The 19,724-nt window shown below is 37.8% G+C and carries 11 protein-coding genes and 1 tRNA gene; 7 read left to right on the forward strand and 5 right to left on the reverse strand.

Going from position 1 to position 19,724, the window contains the following annotated elements; genetic code table 11:
• Window positions 1-65 precede the first annotated feature (65 nt).
• Entirely contained in the window at window positions 66-647 is a 582-nt protein-coding gene (locus NTX65_10570) for a DUF1579 domain-containing protein (GenBank protein ID MCX6169776.1), read from the forward strand.
• A gap of 113 nt (window positions 648-760) precedes the next feature.
• Here NTX65_10570 and NTX65_10575 read toward each other — a convergent pair whose 3' ends face one another.
• The 3 genes from NTX65_10575 to NTX65_10585 form a co-directional block, all read right to left on the reverse strand.
• Window positions 761-1,864 carry a hypothetical protein gene (locus NTX65_10575; GenBank protein ID MCX6169777.1) on the reverse strand — a complete coding sequence of 368 codons (1,104 nt, stop codon included), beginning with the start codon at window positions 1,862-1,864 and terminating at the stop codon, window positions 761-763.
• Window positions 1,865-1,963: 99 nt separating this feature from the next.
• A complete protein-coding gene (locus NTX65_10580) occupies window positions 1,964-2,398 on the reverse strand; it encodes a hypothetical protein (GenBank protein MCX6169778.1) in 435 nt (144 codons plus the stop codon).
• Window positions 2,373-2,885 (reverse strand): hypothetical protein, encoded by a 513-nt coding sequence (locus tag NTX65_10585; protein MCX6169779.1) that lies wholly within the window; start codon window positions 2,883-2,885, stop codon window positions 2,373-2,375. Before NTX65_10585 ends, NTX65_10580 begins: the two co-directional genes overlap by 26 nt.
• Before the next feature lie 206 nt (window positions 2,886-3,091).
• Here NTX65_10585 and NTX65_10590 point away from each other — a divergent pair.
• Window positions 3,092-3,163: transfer RNA gene (locus NTX65_10590), tRNA-Arg, on the forward strand.
• Between the two features lie 145 nt (window positions 3,164-3,308).
• On the opposite strand, the gene NTX65_10595 is transcribed toward NTX65_10590, so the two are convergent.
• On the reverse strand, window positions 3,309-5,819 hold the full coding sequence (locus tag NTX65_10595; GenBank protein ID MCX6169780.1) for a TonB-dependent receptor: 2,511 nt from the start codon (window positions 5,817-5,819) through the stop codon (window positions 3,309-3,311).
• A 240-nt stretch (window positions 5,820-6,059) separates the two neighbouring features.
• Here NTX65_10595 and NTX65_10600 point away from each other — a divergent pair, with 240 nt between their 5' ends.
• Window positions 6,060-8,312, forward strand: coding sequence for a S9 family peptidase (locus tag NTX65_10600; GenBank protein MCX6169781.1), 2,253 nt, complete (start codon window positions 6,060-6,062; stop codon window positions 8,310-8,312).
• 38 nt (window positions 8,313-8,350) lie between these two features.
• On the opposite strand, the gene NTX65_10605 is transcribed toward NTX65_10600, so the two are convergent.
• Window positions 8,351-8,476, reverse strand: a complete 126-nt coding sequence (locus NTX65_10605; protein MCX6169782.1) for a hypothetical protein — start codon at window positions 8,474-8,476, stop codon at window positions 8,351-8,353.
• Window positions 8,477-8,609: 133 nt separating this feature from the next.
• On the opposite strand from NTX65_10605, the gene NTX65_10610 reads away from it, so the two are divergent.
• The 4 genes from NTX65_10610 (at window position 8,610) to NTX65_10625 (ending at window position 19,626) form a co-directional block, all read left to right on the forward strand.
• The gene (locus NTX65_10610) at window positions 8,610-11,969 is read left to right on the forward strand and encodes a GH116 family glycosyl hydrolase (GenBank protein ID MCX6169783.1); all 3,360 of its coding nucleotides are present in this window, start codon (window positions 8,610-8,612) and stop codon (window positions 11,967-11,969) included.
• Between the two features lie 75 nt (window positions 11,970-12,044).
• Window positions 12,045-14,681, forward strand: a complete 2,637-nt coding sequence (locus tag NTX65_10615; protein MCX6169784.1) for a glycoside hydrolase family 3 C-terminal domain-containing protein — start codon at window positions 12,045-12,047, stop codon at window positions 14,679-14,681.
• Between the two features lie 56 nt (window positions 14,682-14,737).
• On the forward strand, window positions 14,738-16,894 hold the full coding sequence (locus NTX65_10620) for a trehalase family glycosidase (protein ID MCX6169785.1): 2,157 nt from the start codon (window positions 14,738-14,740) through the stop codon (window positions 16,892-16,894).
• 122 nt (window positions 16,895-17,016) lie between these two features.
• The gene (locus NTX65_10625) at window positions 17,017-19,626 is read left to right on the forward strand and encodes a hypothetical protein (protein ID MCX6169786.1); all 2,610 of its coding nucleotides are present in this window, start codon (window positions 17,017-17,019) and stop codon (window positions 19,624-19,626) included.
• Window positions 19,627-19,724: the final 98 nt, after the last annotated feature.

Genomic DNA, 19,724 nt, shown 5'->3' on the forward strand with positions numbered 1-19,724 from the left:
CATATTATACTTTAACTATTATATTTAACATACAACTCATAATAAAATCAGAAAGGAGCACCACCATGAAGATTAAAACATTATTCAGTGTAATGATGTTATCGGTAATCTTCTTTTCAACTTCCGCAAATTTTGCCCAACAGGGAGATCAAGCTGAGATGATGAAAAAGTGGCAGGAGTATATGACTCCCGGTCCGGTTCATCAGCAATTTGCTAAAATGGTTGGCAATTGGAAAGCCGCAGTATCTACATATATGGACGGTCAAGAAACAAAATCCGAAGCGACCGCAACATACCAAATGGTTCTTGGCGGAAGATATCTGCATGGTTCCTTTAAAGGAAACATGATGGGAATGCCGTTTGAGGGAATGGAATTAGATGCTTATGATAATGCGACTAAAGAATATATCAGTGTATGGGTTGACAATATGGGTACAGGAGTTATGTACATGAAAGGAAAGCTGGATGAGAAAACCGGCGATGTTGTTTATATGGGAACAATGGTTGAGCCGATATCCGGTAAAGATCAGATGGAAAAAACCGTTATGAAACGAATTGATGACGATCATCAACAAATGTTAATGTTTATGATTGATGGCGAAAAAGAAATTAAAACCATGCAAATTGATTACGTACGCGTAAAATAATTTCTCCATTAAAAGAATTGATTTTAAAAACCCGGACTATAAATAACAGTTCGGGTTTTTTATTTCTATTATTTCGAAATTTCTTATTTGTCAAATTGTGCCGCAATTTTTAATCAATCAAAGTTAAAATTTACGAATGGTAATATCTTCGCAATCCCGCTCTTATTCTTAGCAATATTAAGAAGTCCAATTTGAATACCATGTAATTCTTCGGCGCTGTTAAATAATCCAATTACAAGTCCTTTCTGAACACCGGTAATTCTATTGTAACCGGAAACAGAGAATCCCGTAAAGTTGTTTATCTCACTCCAGCCAACTGCAATGTTCATCCCCTTAAAATCATCTGCTTCGGTTTTATAACCGGCAACACTAATTCCTTTTATTAATCCTTTGCTTACTATTGCACCGAGCGCAGTTGACAAACCAAATATATCTCCATTGCTGACTACCGCAACACCGCCGATGTTTAATCCCTTCATCGATCCATTTGATACTACCGCTAAACCGCTAATGTTTACTCCCATCATATTCTTATTTGAAACAACCGCAAGTCCACCTAAATTAATTCCTTTGATTTCTCCATTCGCAACCACCGCTAAACCGCCAAAGTTTATTCCCATCAAATCCTTATTGGCTACTGTTGCTATTCCGCCAAAATTCATTCCGGAGATATTTCCATTTGCAACAACAGCCAACCCGCTAAAGTTTAGCCCTAAGATATCCTCGTTGGCTACAATAGCGAGTCCTCCAAGATTAATTCCTTTGAGATCGCCATTTGATACTACTGCCAATCCGCCAAAATTAATTCCTTGTATTACTCCATTCGATACAGCAGCAAGCCCGCCAATATTGATTCCGCTTAGCTCTGTTTCTGCAACTACAGCGGCAAGTCCAAGTGAAAATCCTCTTAGTCTTGATGCGCCCGGAGCCACGCCAATCGATAAACCATTAACAGTTGAATTCGGGCTCGGTTCCGGTTTCCAAAATGTAATGTTGATGCCGTTAATTTTCTCGATGTCGCAATCGGAAAAATTAAATCTTAATCCATTCCAATTTTTTGAATTGCCGATGCTAATTCCGCTGTTATGACTTCCTAAATCCAGGCTATTGTGAGAGCATTCAAATTCCGTAGTATCGCGTTCGCGGGATTTTCGGTCTTGCGCTGTGACGATAGAACTCAATGTGATAATGATAAAAAGTAAAAAGATTCTTTTCATATTTTATTCATCCGTTTGTGGATAATCCATTTTTGGTTTAGACGCTCTTATCATTCGGCAGGTTACTACTATCTACATTATATATTCCGGAATAGAATTTTATTTCTTCTTAAGGAATCCGTATTTCTTTAAATGCTGATAGGCAAGATATCCAACGGCCCCAACTTGAACGGCACCGAGAATGTTTCTAAGGGTTTTAAGGCTTTGAGAAGCAGTGTATTGCTGGCTTAATGCATCAAGAAAGTTTGACTGCATACCGCGGGATAAATTATTGCGATCATACATTCCGGATAACTGCATTCGTGTTCTCATCCAGATGGAAGCAGAGTCGTCAATGGAATATGAATTGATTCTTAGATTATTCAGTTCGCTGAAGAAATATGTATCGGATAAATTATTATAAGGATTAAAGTATGAAGAAAAGGTCAAAGGTGTCTCGGTTCTTCTCAAGCTGTCAACTTTTGTCTGGCCTAAAACGGGAACGGTAAATATTAAAAGTAATAGTGAACTAAAAACTGCTCTCTTCGTCTTCATCAAACTCTCCATCGTCAAAAATGTCTTTGTCTTCAAGATCAATTTCTTCTTCATCAATTTTATTGGGTTCGGTATCTTCGTCAAGTTCTTCGGGTTCCACTTTCTTCACGGGAACGAAAGCGGTTTCCGGCTGTGAAAAATATGAGTCTTTAGAAGAATAATTGTCGTCCATTCTATCCATAACCTGACCGAGCATTTCATCCGTCAGATCTTCTTTCATCTCTTTTACATCAACCTTTTTGTCTTCATCAAATTTTTCAAATCCTTTGTCCGTACTTTTCCACATTTCCGTAAGATCTTTTTTTTCAATTTTATTCAAGTGAGAATTGATTTCCTTTTCAATCACTTTAAGATCGTTCTTATCCCAAGTGGTTTCGGAATAAAGCTGGTCTTTAAGGTAATCCCAAAATGTCTTGCTCTTCTTTTCCGGTGAGGGTAGTTTTTTAAGAGAAGCCACAACTTCGGTCACAATTTTTTTCATCGCCATGGGCACAATTCCACCTTTCAAATAATTACACCGATAAATTAGTAAATTATAACAAAAGTAAATAAGCAGAAATCGCTCTTCCTTTTATACTTGAAAAATAATTTTGTTCCGCAACAATAATCTTTTTATATAGTTTTTTGAAATTAAAGTTGCGTTTTTTTGATCGGGATAATTCATAAGTTATATACCAAAAAAATAATTTCTTTGCCCCCATAGCTCAGTGGATAGAGCAGTGGCCTCCGGAGCCATGCGCGCAGGTTCGACTCCTGCTGGGGGTACGATGAACATGAAACGTGAAAGGTAAGACGCGAGAAGCAAGAAATGCATGAACCGGAAGTGCACCCATATTTGATGTAATCAATTTGAATAATAATTTATCTGTTATAGGAATATTCTAATTTTATATCAAAATAATAATAACGTCTAAAAACTTAAACGCGCTTTCATTGCTGCCATTCTAGGATAACCGAAATGCGTCCCACCAAAAGTCGATTCGAACTTATACAGAAAAGTTGAATCGAATAGATTCAAGATACTGATCGAAATTTCCAAAGGTATCGAACTAATGTTTTTGAAATTATACCCGAAAGCGACATCAATGATAGTACGTGGTTTTAATGATTTATCCGGCGAGCCTGGTTTTTCAGGAGTCAGAGAGAGAAGGCTTATTACTTCATCGGAATAACCGCGTCTCTTCAATTCTGCAACCGACGCAGCTTCATCCAAACCAACCCCGTTCTTATCCGTGAGGTCAAACGGCAAACCGGAATCGAAACGCGTATTGAGATTCGCAAATAATCCAGCCGGATGTTTGTAAGTCAAATTTAATACAGCAGTGAATAGTTGATTATGCTCTGTCGGAAAAACATCTTCACCGGCAAACGGATGCGAATAGTTTTGTCCTTCTTCTCCCAAAATTAATCCGGCTTCAATCGGTGATGAACCGTCTTCCGGTTTTAAGCCCAGCGAAACGCTTGTGCTGAATGAAAGCCATCCGGAAAAGTTATTCCAATTATGTAACCGTGTTCTAAATTCTCCTCCCGCCGCTATTCCATTCTTTAAATTTACCGGAAAGATAATGCCGCTGTTTCCCAGCTCAACCTTCACCAAAAAATTATCTATAAATTTTGAATATCCTACTAACTCCAAATCAATGTTGTCATTAAGACGGTAAGCGCCGCCAATTTCAATTACGTTCGCACGTTCACTCTTTACAACGTTTGATGTTTGACCTTGTTCAGAACCTGTTAAAATTTTAGCCTCATTTGAACTTGACACTAAAATGTTTTCAACAGGCGCTTCCATAAAAATATAATTGTAGGATGCATGTAGAATTAGTTTTTCGTTTGCGCTGTATGTTGCCGACAATCTTGGAGAAACTCCCGTCTCAGAATTAAATAAATTGAATTGATCGAACCGTATTCCTGCGCTAATAGTCCACTTGCCGTTTAGCGCGAATTGATCCTCAGCGTATGCCGAAAACCTGTATCCGTTTTTTGATTGATCAACAAGAAACGGTTTTCCGCCTTGTGTTATATCGTAAGGTTTGTATCTTATATCGCCACCGGGAAGAGTTGAATCAGAAAGTTGAGGATTTGTTACAGCAAAAGTGAAAAATTCTTTTAACGGAAAAAGTTCTCCGCTCACCCCCGCCTTAAATACATGATGCAGTGAATACCAATTTTGGTTTGAAGAATATTCCAACTGAATTCCGTTGTTTTCGTTTATACGCTCGCCGCCAATAAACATTTTTTCATTCTCATTTATTGCTTTGTTATAATCAGCGGGAGAATTTAAACGGCTAATTCCACCGGAACTAAAATTCATTTTGGCGTAACGTCTATAAGCCAAAGCGCTGATAACGCTTTTGTTATCTGTAGTAATATTTAAACGTGAGCCGAGCATATAGTCTTCTAACTTCTGGCGCTGATCCTGATTTGAAAAAGCGGCGAAGTTTGGAATCTCAAACTCTGTGTTGTTTATACTTCCTAGAAAATGAAGATCAATAGAAGAGCTTAGAATAAAATCGGCTTTACCGAAGTAAGAAAGATTTTTCCCGAAACTGTGATTCGGCTGTGAACTTGAAATTGGATCGAGATATCGATCGGATGAAGAAAAATTTGCAGCGCCGAAAAATGCAGCGTTCTCGTTTAATGATCCGCCCAGTTCAACACCGCCGTCTTTTGAATTGAATGTACCGACACTTGAATATGCGTTCGCGGTTAATTTTTTATCAAATCCGGATTTAGTAGTAACAGATAAAACCGCCGCATTGGCAATTCCATATTCGGCATTGAAATTACCGGTCTGCAGATCAACCGATTTAATTATTCCTGCATTAAATAAGCTCGAATATATTCTAGTCATGTTTCCTGTAACGGGAATTCCATCAATTACATATTGAAGCTGTGCGTCTTCGCCGCGAACATGCATTCGTCCATCTTCATCCGGTACCACACCCGGTGTCGACAGTATGATAGTCTCAATTTTTTTGGAAGACGAGAGAGCGGGAAAATCTTCAATTGAAGTCTGCGTTAATATTGTTTTTGAAGACGCTAATGATTTATCGAACTCGGTCTTTCCGGAAACGACCACCGATTCCATCTGGAACGTCTTTATAGAATCGATAAATACTTTTACCGGTACGGTTGAATTTACAATTACTCTTTTTGTGGCAAATAATTCGTCGCTGTTCAGCAAATAAATATCGTACGCGGCAAAGGGAATATTACGGAATATAAAACTGCCGTCTTTTCGTGGAGTTGTTTCTTGAAGGATAGTCTTTGAACTGGCTTCGATCAGTTTGATTACAATATTATCTTCCAATTTAGAAGATTCTCCCGGAATTAAACCTAGGACTGTTCCAGTGGATGTTTGCGCGGAAATAATATTAAGCGAAAAAAGTATTAGCGGTAAGACGTATATTTTTTTCATTGCAAATCTTTTCTTCTGAAAGGACTGAGTATTTTTGTTAAAAAGTCAATTTATCCGGAATGGCGCAAAAATATAAAAGAGAATTAAATAAAACACCAGCTTTTGATTGATTAAATCTTTGCCGCGCTTTGCAATAAATCATTTATTAATACATGAATTAAATAATGAGCTGGGGTTTATTTGTATGAAAATATATATTTTTTATCCGGACAATAATTCAATAAACTAATCGGTGTAGAAATGGTGACAAGTAAAAAATATTTTCTTCTGATAATGTTTCTATTTATCGGATCATTAATAGCACAGGAAGTTGACAAATCCCTATTAACTGTTGATCGAATTTTCAATAGTCCTGAATTCATGGGCGAACGTTTTGGACCAGCTCGTTTCATAAAAGATGGAAAATATTATACAACTCTTGAAGCTTCAAAAGATGTACCCGGCGGAAGGGACATAGTTAAGTACGAAACCGAATCCGGTGCACTGGAAATTATGGTCTCTGCTAAACTTTTAATTCCGGAAGGAGAGACCAAACCATTATCCATCAGTAATTATATCTGGTCGCCTAAAAGCGATATGCTGATGATCTTCACGAACACAGCACGTGTGTGGCGTCAAAACACGAAAGGCGATTACTATGTTCTGAATCTTAAATCGGGAAAGCTTCAAAAAATGGGAGGCGATGCCAAACCGTCAACATTAATGTTTGCAAAATTTTCGCCGGATGAAAAGATGGTCGGATATGTTCGCGAGCATAATGTTTATGTAGAAAATTTATCCGATGGAAATATTACTCAATTAACATTTGACGGCTCTACAACAATCATCAACGGAACTTTCGATTGGGTTTACGAAGAAGAACTTGATCTGCGCGACGGATTTAGATGGAGCCCGGACAGCAAATCAATTGCATACTGGCAACTTGACGCGTCCGGTATCGGTGTGTTTTATATGATCAATAATACAGACTCACTTTATTCTAAAATTATTCCAGTTCAATATCCAAAAGCCGGAACTACAAATTCAGCTGGTAAAGTTGGAGTTGTAAGTGTTGCCGGCGGAACAACTGTATGGATGAAAGTCCCCGGCGATCCGCGTAATAACTATATCGCTAGAATGGATTGGGCAGCAAACTCTGATGAAATTGTTATTCAGCATTTGAACCGCCTTCAAAATAGAAATGATGTTATGCTTGGGAACGCAAAGACCGGGGAGATGAAAACAATTCTCACGGAAACAGATGACGCGTGGATTGATATTAATGATGATATGAATTGGATGAACAACGGCAAAGAATTTACATGGGTTAGTGAACGAGACGGCTGGCGTCATTTATATTTAATCTCAAGAGACGGGCAGAAAGTAAAACTTCTAACACCGGGTAAATACGATGTAATTGATGTTCAAAGCATCAATGAAAAAGATGGATGGGTTTACTTTATGGCGTCACCTGATAACGCTGCGCAAAGATATTTATTTAGAGTTTCTCTTAACGGTAAAGGAAAATTGGAACGGATCACCCCAAAAGAATTCAGAGGAAGCAACAATTACCAAATTTCCGACGGCGCAAATTATGCGATTCATTCTTTCTCCTCATCGGACACTCCGCCAATAAGTAATTTGATTAAACTTCCCGAACATAAAATAATCAAGAAATTAGTTGAGAATAAAAAACTTGCTGAAAAAATTGAAGCATTAAAAAGAGTTCCGACGGAATTTTTCAAAGTTGATATCGGTGATGGAGTAAGCTTAGACGGCTGGATGATAAAGCCGCCGGATTTCGATCCGTCTAAAAAATATCCCGTTCTTTTTTATGTTTACACTGAACCGGCGGCTCAGACAGTTGTTGATCGATGGGGCGGAGCGCAGTATCTCTGGTATTTAATGTTTGCACAACAAGGATATATTATAGTAAGCGTTGATAACAGAGGGACACCGGCACCACGAGGACGCGAGTGGAGAAAATCGATCTATAAAAAAATTGGAATTTTAAATTCAGCCGATCAAGCTGCAGCGGCGAAAGCGCTTATGCAGAAATGGAGTTTCATGGATCCGGAAAGAATTGGTGTATGGGGATGGAGCGGCGGAGGTTCGGAAACTCTTCAACTAATGTTCAGGTATCCCGATATTTATAAAACCGGAATGGCTGTTGCGGCAGTTAGTAATGAAAAATTTTACGACACAATCTATCAAGAACGTTATATGGGATTGCCCTCGACAGTGGACAGCGTTTACGAAAAATGTTCTCTCTACTCTTATGCAAAGAACCTCAAGGGAAATCTTTTAATTGTACATGGAACCGGTGACGATAACGTCCATTATCAGAATGCGGAGTTTGTCATCAACGAGCTGATCAAATACAATAAACCGTTTACGATGATGGCTTATCCAAACCGCACTCACGGCATTTATGAAGGCCCGGGGACAACACTGCATCTTTATAATCTTCTGACTAAATATTTACACGATAATTTACCGGCTGGTGCAAAATAAATTACATAGGTTAGAGTCATCTTATAAATAATTTTATCTTAACATATTGTAACATTTTCAACATCATAAAACGGTCTGCCTTCAAGCAGACCGTTTTCATTAGGATCTGTTATGTTGAGCGAAGACGAAACATGAGTGAAAAGGTAGTGTGACAGAAACTTCATTGTCCATTTCTCGACTTCGCTCGAAATGACCGAGTGGTCTTTTGTAATAAAACAGCAAACTTCTTTTCTTTTGGAATTTCTCCCCAAGTTTACCAATTTTCAAATAGTCATTTCAAATACTCGGAGTAAACTTATGCGCATCAAACTCCTGCTTATTCTTTTTCTTACATCAATAATTTTATCCGCACAAATAAAAGTCGGATTTGTAAATTTTAATAACGCCATTGAATACAGCCATGAAGTAAAAGCCGCATATGAATTTCTGAAAAATGATAAAGCTTTTAAAACAGAATTAGTTAACACAAATCAAATTCTCAATTCTCAATTCTCAATTCACAATTATAAAATTATTTGGATTCACCACCCCGATTCAACCGAATTAACAAAAAAAGAAACAGATGTTCGTTTTATCAGTTCTCTAAAAAACTATATTAAAAACGGCGGCAATTTATTTTTAACTCTCGATGCGATGAAATATCTGAACGCTCTTGGTTTAGAAAAAGTCGTGCCGACTGTAAAATATGTTGAAGCAATTGATGACGGCTACGGACGGAAGCTGGGATTGCATTCGTTCCGTTCTCACCCAATATTCAATAGCCTGAACGGCGGTGCTTATATTTTTAATCCAACATTAGATATGAAAACAAGGCAGATTGGATTCTTCGATGAATCAATCCCGCAAAACGGAAAAGTGGTTGCTGTTGATTGGGCATACATTACCATGAAAGAAGATTCCCGCCTTGTTGTTGAATATAAATTTGGAAAAGGAAAAATTCTTGCGGTTGGCGCTTACACATATTTTGCAATAAAAAATAACAGCAGAGATCACTTGGAATTATTTACCAAAAACTGCATGAACTATCTTGCCGGAAAACATGCTAAGGAAACAGAACATTATTGGAATTATAAGCCGTCTCAAGTTCTGCTAACGAAAATGAAAACCGGTAAACCCATAGTGGTCGCTTCATTAAAAGCTGCGGAATGGAAAATGGACCCAAACTCATTAAAACTTATTAATGAAACTGCTACAGATAATTATTGGAATGTTGCGGGACAGCGGATGCTTTTAATGGGGAAAGAGAAAGCGGGTATTGATGAAATCTGGGCACATCCGTTCATGGCATTGCGGGATTATGAAATTGGAATAGTTAAAGGCGATTCCGTTTCCTGGTTGAAAAATTTTCAAGCTAAAGTTGAAGTACGTCCGGAATCTTTTACACGCAATTATAAATTAGCTAATGCAACTCTCACAGAGATAATCATAACATCAATTAACAAACCAACGGCAATTGTTCATTATGAATTAAGAGGAACTGTTCCTTTGAAATTGGTTGTGAGATTCAAAAGTAACTTACGTTTCATGTGGCCGTATTCTGAAAAGACTACCGGCTCTATCTATTATAGTTGGAATGACGAGCTCAACGCATTTGTTGTAAAAGATGAGAGCGGAGATTTTGTTAGTATTGTCGGTGCCGATAAAAAACCGGTTGATAAAAACATTGGACATTTTGAGAATTTCGATTCTCATTTTAATGGAATCTCAACTGAGAATTCTCAAATTGCCGCTTACTCTCAATTTAATCTTGAGCCTGATGACAATCTTGATATTGTAATCTCTTCTTCTAATGAAGGAGTTCAAAAAACTATTAAAGAATACCGCTCGGCAATTTCCAATCCGGGAAAAGTTTTTAAATCAGCGAATGATTACTCACAGAAATTTTTAGATAACTCATTAATGATTACAACTCCGGATAAAGATTTCAATGAAGGATATAGATGGGCACTTGTTGGAACGGATCGATTCTTTGTGAACACTCCTGGAATTGGTAAATCTCTGGTTGCCGGATATTCTACAACAGCCAAGGGATGGGACGGCGGACAAAAAATTAACGGGCGACCGGGATATGCATGGTACTTTGGTCGTGATGGTGTCTGGAGCAGTTTTGCTCTGCTCGATTACGGAGATTTCGAAAAAGTTAAGTCGGTTCTCGAGTTCTTCAATAAGTATCAAGACTTAAATGGGAAAATATTTCACGAACTTACTACTTCCGGTGCCGTTCATTATGATGCTTCGGATGCGACTCCGCTTTATATAATTCTTGCGGGAAAATATCTGCAGCATACCGGCAATGTAGAATTTATTAAACAGAATTGGACGCACATAAAAAAAGCAATTGATTTCTGTTATTCAACCGATACCGATAAAGATCATTTAATTGAAAATACGAATGTTGGTCATGGCTGGGTTGAAGGCGGCGGGCTTTATACCGCGCACACGGAAGTTTATCTCGCAGCATGCTGGTCGGAAGCTCTTAATGAAGCAGGCAGAATGGCTAAAGCAATCGGCTTGAATATAGAGAGTAAAATGTATGATGAAGAATCACGCACTGTTAAAAAAATAATTAATGATCAATTCTGGAACAAAGAAAATGATTTTCTGAGTTTTTCTAAAATGAAAGACGGAAAATTCAATTCCGAAAAAACTGTGTTAACGGCTGTGCCGGTTTATTTTGATATGCTCGATAACATCAAAGCTAAAAAAGTGGTGAATGCGTTTGCCGAAAATTATTTTTCATCGGATTGGGGAGTTAGGATTCTTCGTGAAGACAGTCCAATCTTCAATCCGCGCGGTTATCATACCGGAAGTGTCTGGCCTCTATTCACCGGCTGGTCCGCGCTTGCCGAATATAAAAACGGGAATTCAGTTCAAGGATTTACTCACGTAATGAATAATCTGCTCGTTTACAAAAACTGGCAGCTCGGTTTTGTCGAAGAAGTTCTGAATGGCTCGGAGTATAAACCGTCCGGAGTTTGTTCACATCAAGCTTGGAGTGAAACAATGGTTCTCCAGCCGGCAATTGAAGGAATGCTCGGATTAGAGGTGGATGCTCAAAAAAGTATTTTAAAACTTTCACCACGTTTTCTCGCAAACTGGGATTCAGCTAAAGTTGAGCGCATTAAAATTGGGAAAGCGCTTGTAAACTTTGAAATGAAACGGGAAAACGGGAAAACAATTTATAACTTTTCAACCAATTCAACCGAGCCGCTTACAGTTGAATTCAACGCGTCATTTCCTCCGGGAACAAAACTATTATCACACTTAGTTGTAAGTAAATCATTTTCTATAATGCCTTTGAAAGACGGGGTAGTTCATCTAACATTCTCGCTTAATAAATCTTCCAAAATAGTACTTGAACATTCCGGTGAAATATCGGTTTTACCCGATATAGTTCTTCCCAAACCAAACGATCTCTCAAAAGGATTTAGAATCCTAACGGACAAACTTGACGGAAATATTTATTCTGTAGAAGTTCAGGGAAAGAGCGGCAGCACGAATGTAATGAAAGTTTACTGTTCGGAGAATAAAATTACTAATGTTGAAAACGGGAAAATTATTTCTTCTGATAAAACGGTTTACACAATTGCAGTTGAGTTTGAAAAAAGCGAATCCAAATATTTGAACAAAATTGTGAAATTAAAAATTGATCGATAATAAAGAAGAATTATCCGCGTACATCAGTTAAATCTGTGCAATCTGTGTTCTATTAAGGAGGCAGTAGTGAAAAAAATGATTGTCCTTTTATTCATGTTCGCATCGTTATTCGCGCAGCAGAAAAATGATTTTCCATTTCATGACACAAAATTATCTATAGAAAAACGTGCGGCAGATCTTGTTTCCCGGATGACGCTTAAAGAAAAAATTTCGCAAATGAGTTATGATGCACCGGCAATCGACCGTCTAGGCATTCCAAAATATAATTGGTGGAACGAATGTCTTCACGGAGTTGCCCGTAACGGATTAGCAACTGTATTTCCTCAGGCCATCGGTTTGGCTGCGATGTGGGATAAAATTTTTATGTACAAAGTTGCCGGTGCTATTTCGGATGAAGCCCGTGCAAAATATAATTATGCCGTTCAGCACGGGGAAAGAGGTCTCTATCAAGGGCTGACTTTCTGGTCACCTAATATCAACATCTTCCGCGATCCAAGGTGGGGACGCGGAATGGAAACATATGGAGAGGATCCGTACCTCACCGGACAAATGGCTGTTCAGTTTATAAAAGGTTTGCAAGGAAATGATCCGAAATATTTGAAAGTAGTTGCAACCGCAAAACATTTTGCCGTTCACAGCGGTCCGGAACCGGATCGTCATTCGATTGATGTGAATCCCAGTGAATACGATTTGCGCGAAACATATCTGCCGGCATTTAAGATGAGTGTACAAGATGGACATGTTCAATCGTTGATGTGCGCATATAATAGTTTAAGAGGAAAAGCGTGCTGCAGCAACGATCCATTGCTCGAAAAAATTCTCCGCGAAGAATGGGGTTTCAAAGGTTACGTAGTATCAGACTGCTGGGCAATCTCCGATATTTATGAATTTCACAAACAGACTAAAGACGTAACCGAAGCATCCGCTGTTTCCGTGAAAGCCGGAACCGATCTTGAATGTGGAAATTCTTATCCGGCATTGAATGATGCAATTCAAAAAGGATTGATAAAAGAAGAAGAAATTAATCTCTCGTTGAAGAGATTGATGGAAGCTCGTTTAAGACTTGGAATGTTCGATCCGCCGTCAATGGTTCCATATTCAAAATTAAAGATGGATGTTGTTGATTCGAAGAACAATCAACTACTTGCAGATGATGCAGCCAAAAAGTCTATAGTCTTATTGAAGAATGAAAATAATCTTCTTCCTCTCAAAAAAAATATTAGGACGATTGCTGTCATTGGACCAAATGCGAACGATGAAGAGATTCTTCTTGGCAATTATAACGGAATGCCTTCAAACCCCATCACTCCTCTGAACGGAATTATTCAGAAAGTTGGAAAAAATTCCAAAATTATTTTTGAAAGAGGATACAACATTGCCAATGGAATTCCGTACTTGGAAATCATCCCGACAGATTTTCTTTTTACGTCACCGGATAAAAAACAAAACGGATTAATCGGAGAATATTTTGACAATCCGGAATGGAAAGGAAAACCGGCTAAAATTAGAGTCGATAAGACGATTGATTTCAAATGGCTTCAAAGTTCTAAAGACAATTTTTATAGAGGAAATAAAAGCGTGCGGTGGACCGGATTTATCGCACCTAAAAAATCCGGCACTTATCAAATCGGAGGTTATGGTTTTAACGGGTTCAATATTTATCTGGACGATACATTACTTGTAAAATATAATGGTGAACATCACCCCAATAAAATATATAAAGATGTTAAACTTGATTCGGGCAAATTATATAAAATCAAAATTGAATTTTTTGCGCATACTCGATATGCGCAGATGCAGTTTATTTGGTCTGTGCCGGATGACAATGCCGAAGCGCGCGCGATCGAAGCAGTGAAGAAAAGCGATTTGGCCGTAATGTTTTTGGGGCTTTCACCGCGTCTTGAAGGAGAAGAACTGAATATTGATGTAAAAGGATTTAAAGGCGGCGATAGAACAAGTCTTGATCTGCCGGAGACTCAAGAAAAATTATTAGAAAAAGTTTATAAATTGGGAAAACCGGTTGTGCTTGTGCTTATTAATGGAAGCGCTCTTTCGATCAATTGGGCTGATAAAAATATTCCGGCAATAGTTGAAGCATGGTACGGCGGTCAAGCCGCGGGAAGCGCAATTGCAGATGTCTTGTTCGGTGATTATAATCCTGCCGGTAGATTGCCGGTGACGTTTTATAAATCTGTTGACCAGCTGCCGGATTTCAAAGATTATAATATGAGCAGCAGAAATCATACTTATGTGAGCGGGGATAATGCAATAAGCGTTTTAGGTAAATCCCATGGCAGAACATACAGATATTTTGACGGAGAAGTTTTATATCCGTTTGGATATGGATTGAGCTATACTACATTTGAATACAGCAATTTGCGTTTAAGCAAAGACAAAATCTGTGTGGGCGACTCTGTAAATTTATTTATTGAAGTGAGGAATACTGGAAAAGTCTCCGGTGAGGAAGTTGTCCAGCTTTATAATTACGGAAATATTTTTAATTCATTCGGTGCTATTAAATCTCTTAAAGGTTTTGAACGCATCTCGTTGAAACCGAATCAAACAAAAACAGTTGAGTTTAAAATCAATTCTCAAACTCTGGAGCAATTCAGAGAAAAAGGATTTGTGGTTGACAAAGGGGAATATCATCTGTCTGTTGGCTCTTCTTCAAGAACTTCGGATTGTAAGGAAATAAAACTAATAATTGAATAGAACACAGATAACACTGATTTACACAGATTAAATCGTTTTTAATTAAAGAGACAGACATGAAAAGAATATTAATATTACTTCTGTTGACATCTCAATTGTTTGCGCAAGAACTGAAAGTTTCGGATTCCTATCTTACTTTCAAGTCAAAGCAGAATGACCCGCTCTTCACAACATATACAGCCGCAATGGAACGGTCCAGATTATATGGCGATAAAGGTTATAAGATGGATTACTATTCGGAACATTCTCCAATAAGTTATTCGGGAGATCAAGCTGGAAAATTTTATTGTATATGGAAAGTTGATCAAGTTGTTATAATGAATACCGGAGAGTTTTACGAGAAGCCGGTTGTTACTTCATCATTCCCGGATATGATGATAATGGAATATTCGCCTTTCAAAGGAATAAAAGTACAAGAGACATTTTTCGTTTACAGTTCTTCTATTGCGCTTGTCAATTTGCAAATTAAAAACATAGACAACATAAATCATAATATCGAACTTTACCCGGTTCTCGAACTAGGCAATGATTCTCTTCTTATTAAAGAATACGATAAGAAAAATAACGGATACATCACGGAACATCATGAATCGAAATATAGATTGATAAGTTCGTTGTATAAGAACCAACCTTATCCAACAGAAACGCTCGATTACTTCACTTCAGACTTTATCCCGTATTCATTCGGCGGGTACCATAAGTCGCTTGAAGATTTTTACATAACGATCAAAACTGATTTTTATGCTGAGAATAGGAATGATTCGCTGAATCACAAAACAAACGGACTCGTGAATTTTATTTCACTTCACGGTAAATTTTCTTTGAAACCGGGTGAAGAAACAAATGTGCGTTATTTCCGGGGATGGCAGGATCAAAAAGAAGATTTGCAAAAGCTGATAACTGAGATAGAAAAATTAAAAACAGAGCCTCTTCAGAAATACGTTGATGCAAATGTGAAATTGTTCTCAAGAATCCCGCGAATAAAATTTAAAACTCAAGATGAAAAACTAGTTTATCTAGGTTCTTTCAATCTTGCGCGCGGATCTTTCTATCCGCCGACAGAAAAAACGAATTACAATTTTTATGTTTTCTCACGACAGCCGTTATGGGGATGGGGACACGGTCATCAGGTTTTACATGAATCATTAAGTATGCTTGCGTATGCCTATCTCGACCCGCTCTCGGCAGAAGGCTCGCAACGCATATATATGGAACAGCAGCGTAGTGACGGACTTATCGCATATCGGCACGGACCGCGCGGTTTGCAAGATTATCCTCACTTCAGCAAAGAATTAAACAAAGAAATGTCAACAACCTCCGCACCGTTTTTCAGCTGGATCAATTGGGAAGTTTATAAAGTCAGCAAAGACAAAAATTTTCTTGTCGATGCATATCAGAGCGGAACAAAATACATGAACTGGCTGATTCAAAGCCGCGATGTTGATAAAGACGGTTTGTATGAATGGGGACCGTACGGAATAATTGAAAATGTCCGCGATTGGTACAATGCTGTTTTTCAGGTAAGCGCTGATAGGCATCTTGATGTTGACAAGGAAGATATTTCAGATGAACTTGATTGTGTTGATCTTACTTTAATGATGATCAAAGAGATGCGGTCGCTCTCTGAAATTGCGAAAGAACTCGGTATGAAAAGCGGATCACTCGCGTGGGAAAAAATGGCAGACGCAACTTCCAAAATAGTAAATGAAAAAATGTGGGATGACAGCAGCAAGTTTTATTATTCAATAAATAGAAAAGATCACTCATTCAAATATCTAACACGCGATCTTCGGAGGATGGAGATAATAGGATTTTTGGCGCTGTGGGCTGAAGTTGCACCGAAGGAGAGAGCGGGCTATCTTGTAAAACATCTTTTGGATCCGAAAAAATTTTGGAGAAAATATGGAGTGCCCACTCTCGCTGCCGATGATAAATGGTTTTCGCCATATGTAGATTATTGCTGCAAGTGGAACGGACCCGTCTGGCTTTTGTGGGATTATATGGTTCTTGACGGATTAAAAAATTATGGATACAATAAAATTGCGTCTGAGCTTGCCGATAAGATGATGCTAGCTGTTTCAACTCAACTTAAAAAGAACCATAGTTTTTGGGAATCATACAGTCCGGATAATGAAGTACTCAACTCGCCTCCCAATTATATTTGGGATTCTATTATGGCGAAAGTGTTGATCGAAAAATACAAGAAGAAATAGAACGCTGATTATTATGATTGTTTAAGATTGATAGTGAAAAATCATAATTATTATAAAAAAATTATTTGCGGTTGGTAAATCTGTCCCATTAATAAATTTTTAAACAATTGAGCGATAGTACAATGAAACGAATAAAACTTTTTCTAGTATTTACTTTTATCGTAACGCTAAATATTTCTGCACAAAACGGATTAATTAATAAATTCGAACTGAAAAAAAACAATCTTTTACTTACACGTCTTGCTCAGCCGAATCAGTATATGGATAAGATTGGGCAGAAAGCGGCGTTGCTTGGATTTGAAAACGGTTCATTTGAAATGTGGATCTGGCCATGGAAAGTATTACGTAATTTCGAAATACAATTTTTTGTCGGTACAACAACGCAGCCGATTCTCGCAAAAGATATTCTGCGTGACATTTCCGTTACTCCTGAAGCGACAACACTTACTTATGTATACGAATCATTTACGGTCAAAGAAATAATATTTATACCAAACGATCAGCCGGCAGCTATAATACTTTTGGATGTTAATACAACAACCCCGCTTACAATTGTTCCGGGATTCATGCCTGTAATGCAGCCGCAATGGCCTGCGGGAATTGGCGGGCAGTATAGTTATTGGGATGATGATGTAAAAGCTTATGTGATTTCCGAATCCCAGCAGCGCGGATTATTTTTATGCGGCTCACCAGTAGCGCAGCAGATGGCAGCACCTCCGGCTCATATGTTCGCAGATAATCCGATTCAATTTAAAATTGAGATCAAACCTGGAGATGCAAAAAATAATTCTATTCCAATTGTTATTGCCGGCAGTCCGGTTAAAACAAAATACGATTCAGTAAAAACTCTTTATAAAAACCTTTTATCAAATGTTGAAACACTTTATAACAAAAATTACGATTACTATAAAAACTTACGGAATTCAACAGTTGAAATTATCACTCCCGATGAAAAGTTAAATCTTGCATTCGAATATGGAAAAGTTGCGCTGAGAAATTTGATGGTTAATAATCCAACTCTCGGTAAAGGATTAGTTGCGGGATATGGATTGAGCGGAGGCGGCGGGCGTCCGGGATTCGCGTGGTACTTCGGTGGCGACGCATTTATTAATTCTCTTGCGATGAACAGTTATGGCGACTACCCCTCAGTTCGAGAAGCGCTTGAGTTTACTCAAAAATGGCAACGGGAAGAAAATTATCCGATTAGAAAAAAATCAAAAGACGAAAAAAATATTGATATCGGAAAAATGTCTCACGAGCTTTCTCAAAGTGATGGACTTATTGATTGGTGGAACGATTATCATTACGGGTATAATCACGCCGATACATCGCCGTGGTATCTGGTTGCGATCGGTGATTATTTTAAAAAGACGGGAGATATTGAGTTCATCAAAAAAAGCTGGAAATCAATTGTTCAAGCATACAACTGGTGCAAGAGTAAAGACAGCAACGGGGACGGTTTGATGGATCTTAAAGGTGCTGGTCTCGGAGTGCTTGAATTTGGTTCTCTTGTAAAAATCTTCAATGATAATTACACGCAAAGTTTGTGGACACAAGGAATCAAAGAAGTGAATCTCATGGCAAAGTATACCGGCGATAAAGAGATTGAAACGGAAACGGAAAGTCTATTTCCTAAAGCACAGAAAGCGTTAGAAAAAATATTTTGGATAGATGATTTAGGATTCTACAGTTTTGGCGCAGCCGAAGACGGAAAGCAAGTCCGCGATAAAAATATTTATTCATCGGCATCAATTCTTTTCGGCCTGATGAATCAAGAACGCGGAATCAGTACTATCAAAAAATTTAATGAAAGCGATATGGTAACGGATTGGGGAGTGCGTAATCTTTCAAATAAATCTTCAATGTACGAACCGACAAATTATAATTACGGAACTATTTGGCCGTTCACTTCTTATTTCATCGGTGCGGCACAATTTTATACTCACTTTGATTTGCAAGGATACGAGACTGTTAAAAAAACTTCTCAACATGCTTTTGATTACGGACTTGGAATTGTACCGGAAGTTTTTTCCGGTGACATAAATACAAAGCTCGGTGAAGCTTATCATAATCAAGGATTTAGCGTTAGCGGCTATCTTTTCCCAATGGTACAAGGATTGATAGGACTTGAGGTTGATGCTTTGAACAATAAAATTACATTTGCGCCAAAACTGCCTGCGGATTGGAAATTCTTGAAAGTGAGCAATATTATAATTGAAAAAACAATTGTGAGTTGCGAGTTGAGAATGGAAACTGGAGTCCTGAAACTATTTGCTGATAATACCGGAAAGAGTGGAATTGATTTTGACTTTATGCCGGACTTACCTCTCGGTTCAGAAATTATTTCTGTTTTTCTAAATGGAATATCAATTCCGTTTGAATTTATAAAACATGAACAGGCGTATCAGCTTAAATTAAATTTCAAAGCAAAAGGGAAGAATGAGATTAAAATAAATTATAAACCGGCAACAGCTATTTATTCCTTATCTCATACAATTCCTATCGGTGAAACGAATGAAGGTCTGAAAATCATTTCACAAAAGCTGGAAGGAAAGAAACTTATTGTCAACTGTGAAGGAAAAGCCGGAAGAGTTTACGAATTAGGAATTATGAATGGCTATTTAGTAAAATCAGTTTCAGGAGCTGAATTAGAAAATGAAAAATTATCGATCCATGTCTCGGGAAGCGGGAATGAGTTTGTAAAACATGAAATTTCAATAGAAATGAAATAACAATTGTCAACGAATAAAATTTATTTACTAAAAATATTTTTTTAAGAAAATAATTTTCTTATTAGGAATAGAAAATCAATTTTTATAAATTTTGCCAG

Source organism: Ignavibacteriales bacterium (genome assembly GCA_026390795.1).
GTDB lineage: Bacteria > Bacteroidota > Ignavibacteria > Ignavibacteriales > Melioribacteraceae > Fen-1258.

What these genes read in the sequence shown, in the direction of transcription:
- NTX65_10580 (MCX6169778.1), bottom strand. Translation starts at nt 2,398, where the DNA reads ATGAAGACGAAGAGAGCAGTTTTTAGTTCACTATTACTTTTAATATTT.
- NTX65_10570 (MCX6169776.1), top strand. Translation starts at nt 66, where the DNA reads ATGAAGATTAAAACATTATTCAGTGTAATGATGTTATCGGTAATCTTC.
- NTX65_10620 (MCX6169785.1), top strand. Translation starts at nt 14,738, where the DNA reads ATGAAAAGAATATTAATATTACTTCTGTTGACATCTCAATTGTTTGCG.
- NTX65_10585 (MCX6169779.1), bottom strand. Translation starts at nt 2,885, where the DNA reads ATGGCGATGAAAAAAATTGTGACCGAAGTTGTGGCTTCTCTTAAAAAA.
- NTX65_10615 (MCX6169784.1), top strand. Translation starts at nt 12,045, where the DNA reads ATGATTGTCCTTTTATTCATGTTCGCATCGTTATTCGCGCAGCAGAAA.
- NTX65_10600 (MCX6169781.1), top strand. Translation starts at nt 6,060, where the DNA reads ATGGTGACAAGTAAAAAATATTTTCTTCTGATAATGTTTCTATTTATC.
- NTX65_10625 (MCX6169786.1), top strand. Translation starts at nt 17,017, where the DNA reads ATGAAACGAATAAAACTTTTTCTAGTATTTACTTTTATCGTAACGCTA.
- NTX65_10610 (MCX6169783.1), top strand. Translation starts at nt 8,610, where the DNA reads ATGCGCATCAAACTCCTGCTTATTCTTTTTCTTACATCAATAATTTTA.
- NTX65_10605 (MCX6169782.1), bottom strand. Translation starts at nt 8,476, where the DNA reads ATGAAGTTTCTGTCACACTACCTTTTCACTCATGTTTCGTCTTCGCTC.
- NTX65_10575 (MCX6169777.1), bottom strand. Translation starts at nt 1,864, where the DNA reads ATGAAAAGAATCTTTTTACTTTTTATCATTATCACATTGAGTTCTATC.
- NTX65_10595 (MCX6169780.1), bottom strand. Translation starts at nt 5,819, where the DNA reads ATGAAAAAAATATACGTCTTACCGCTAATACTTTTTTCGCTTAATATT.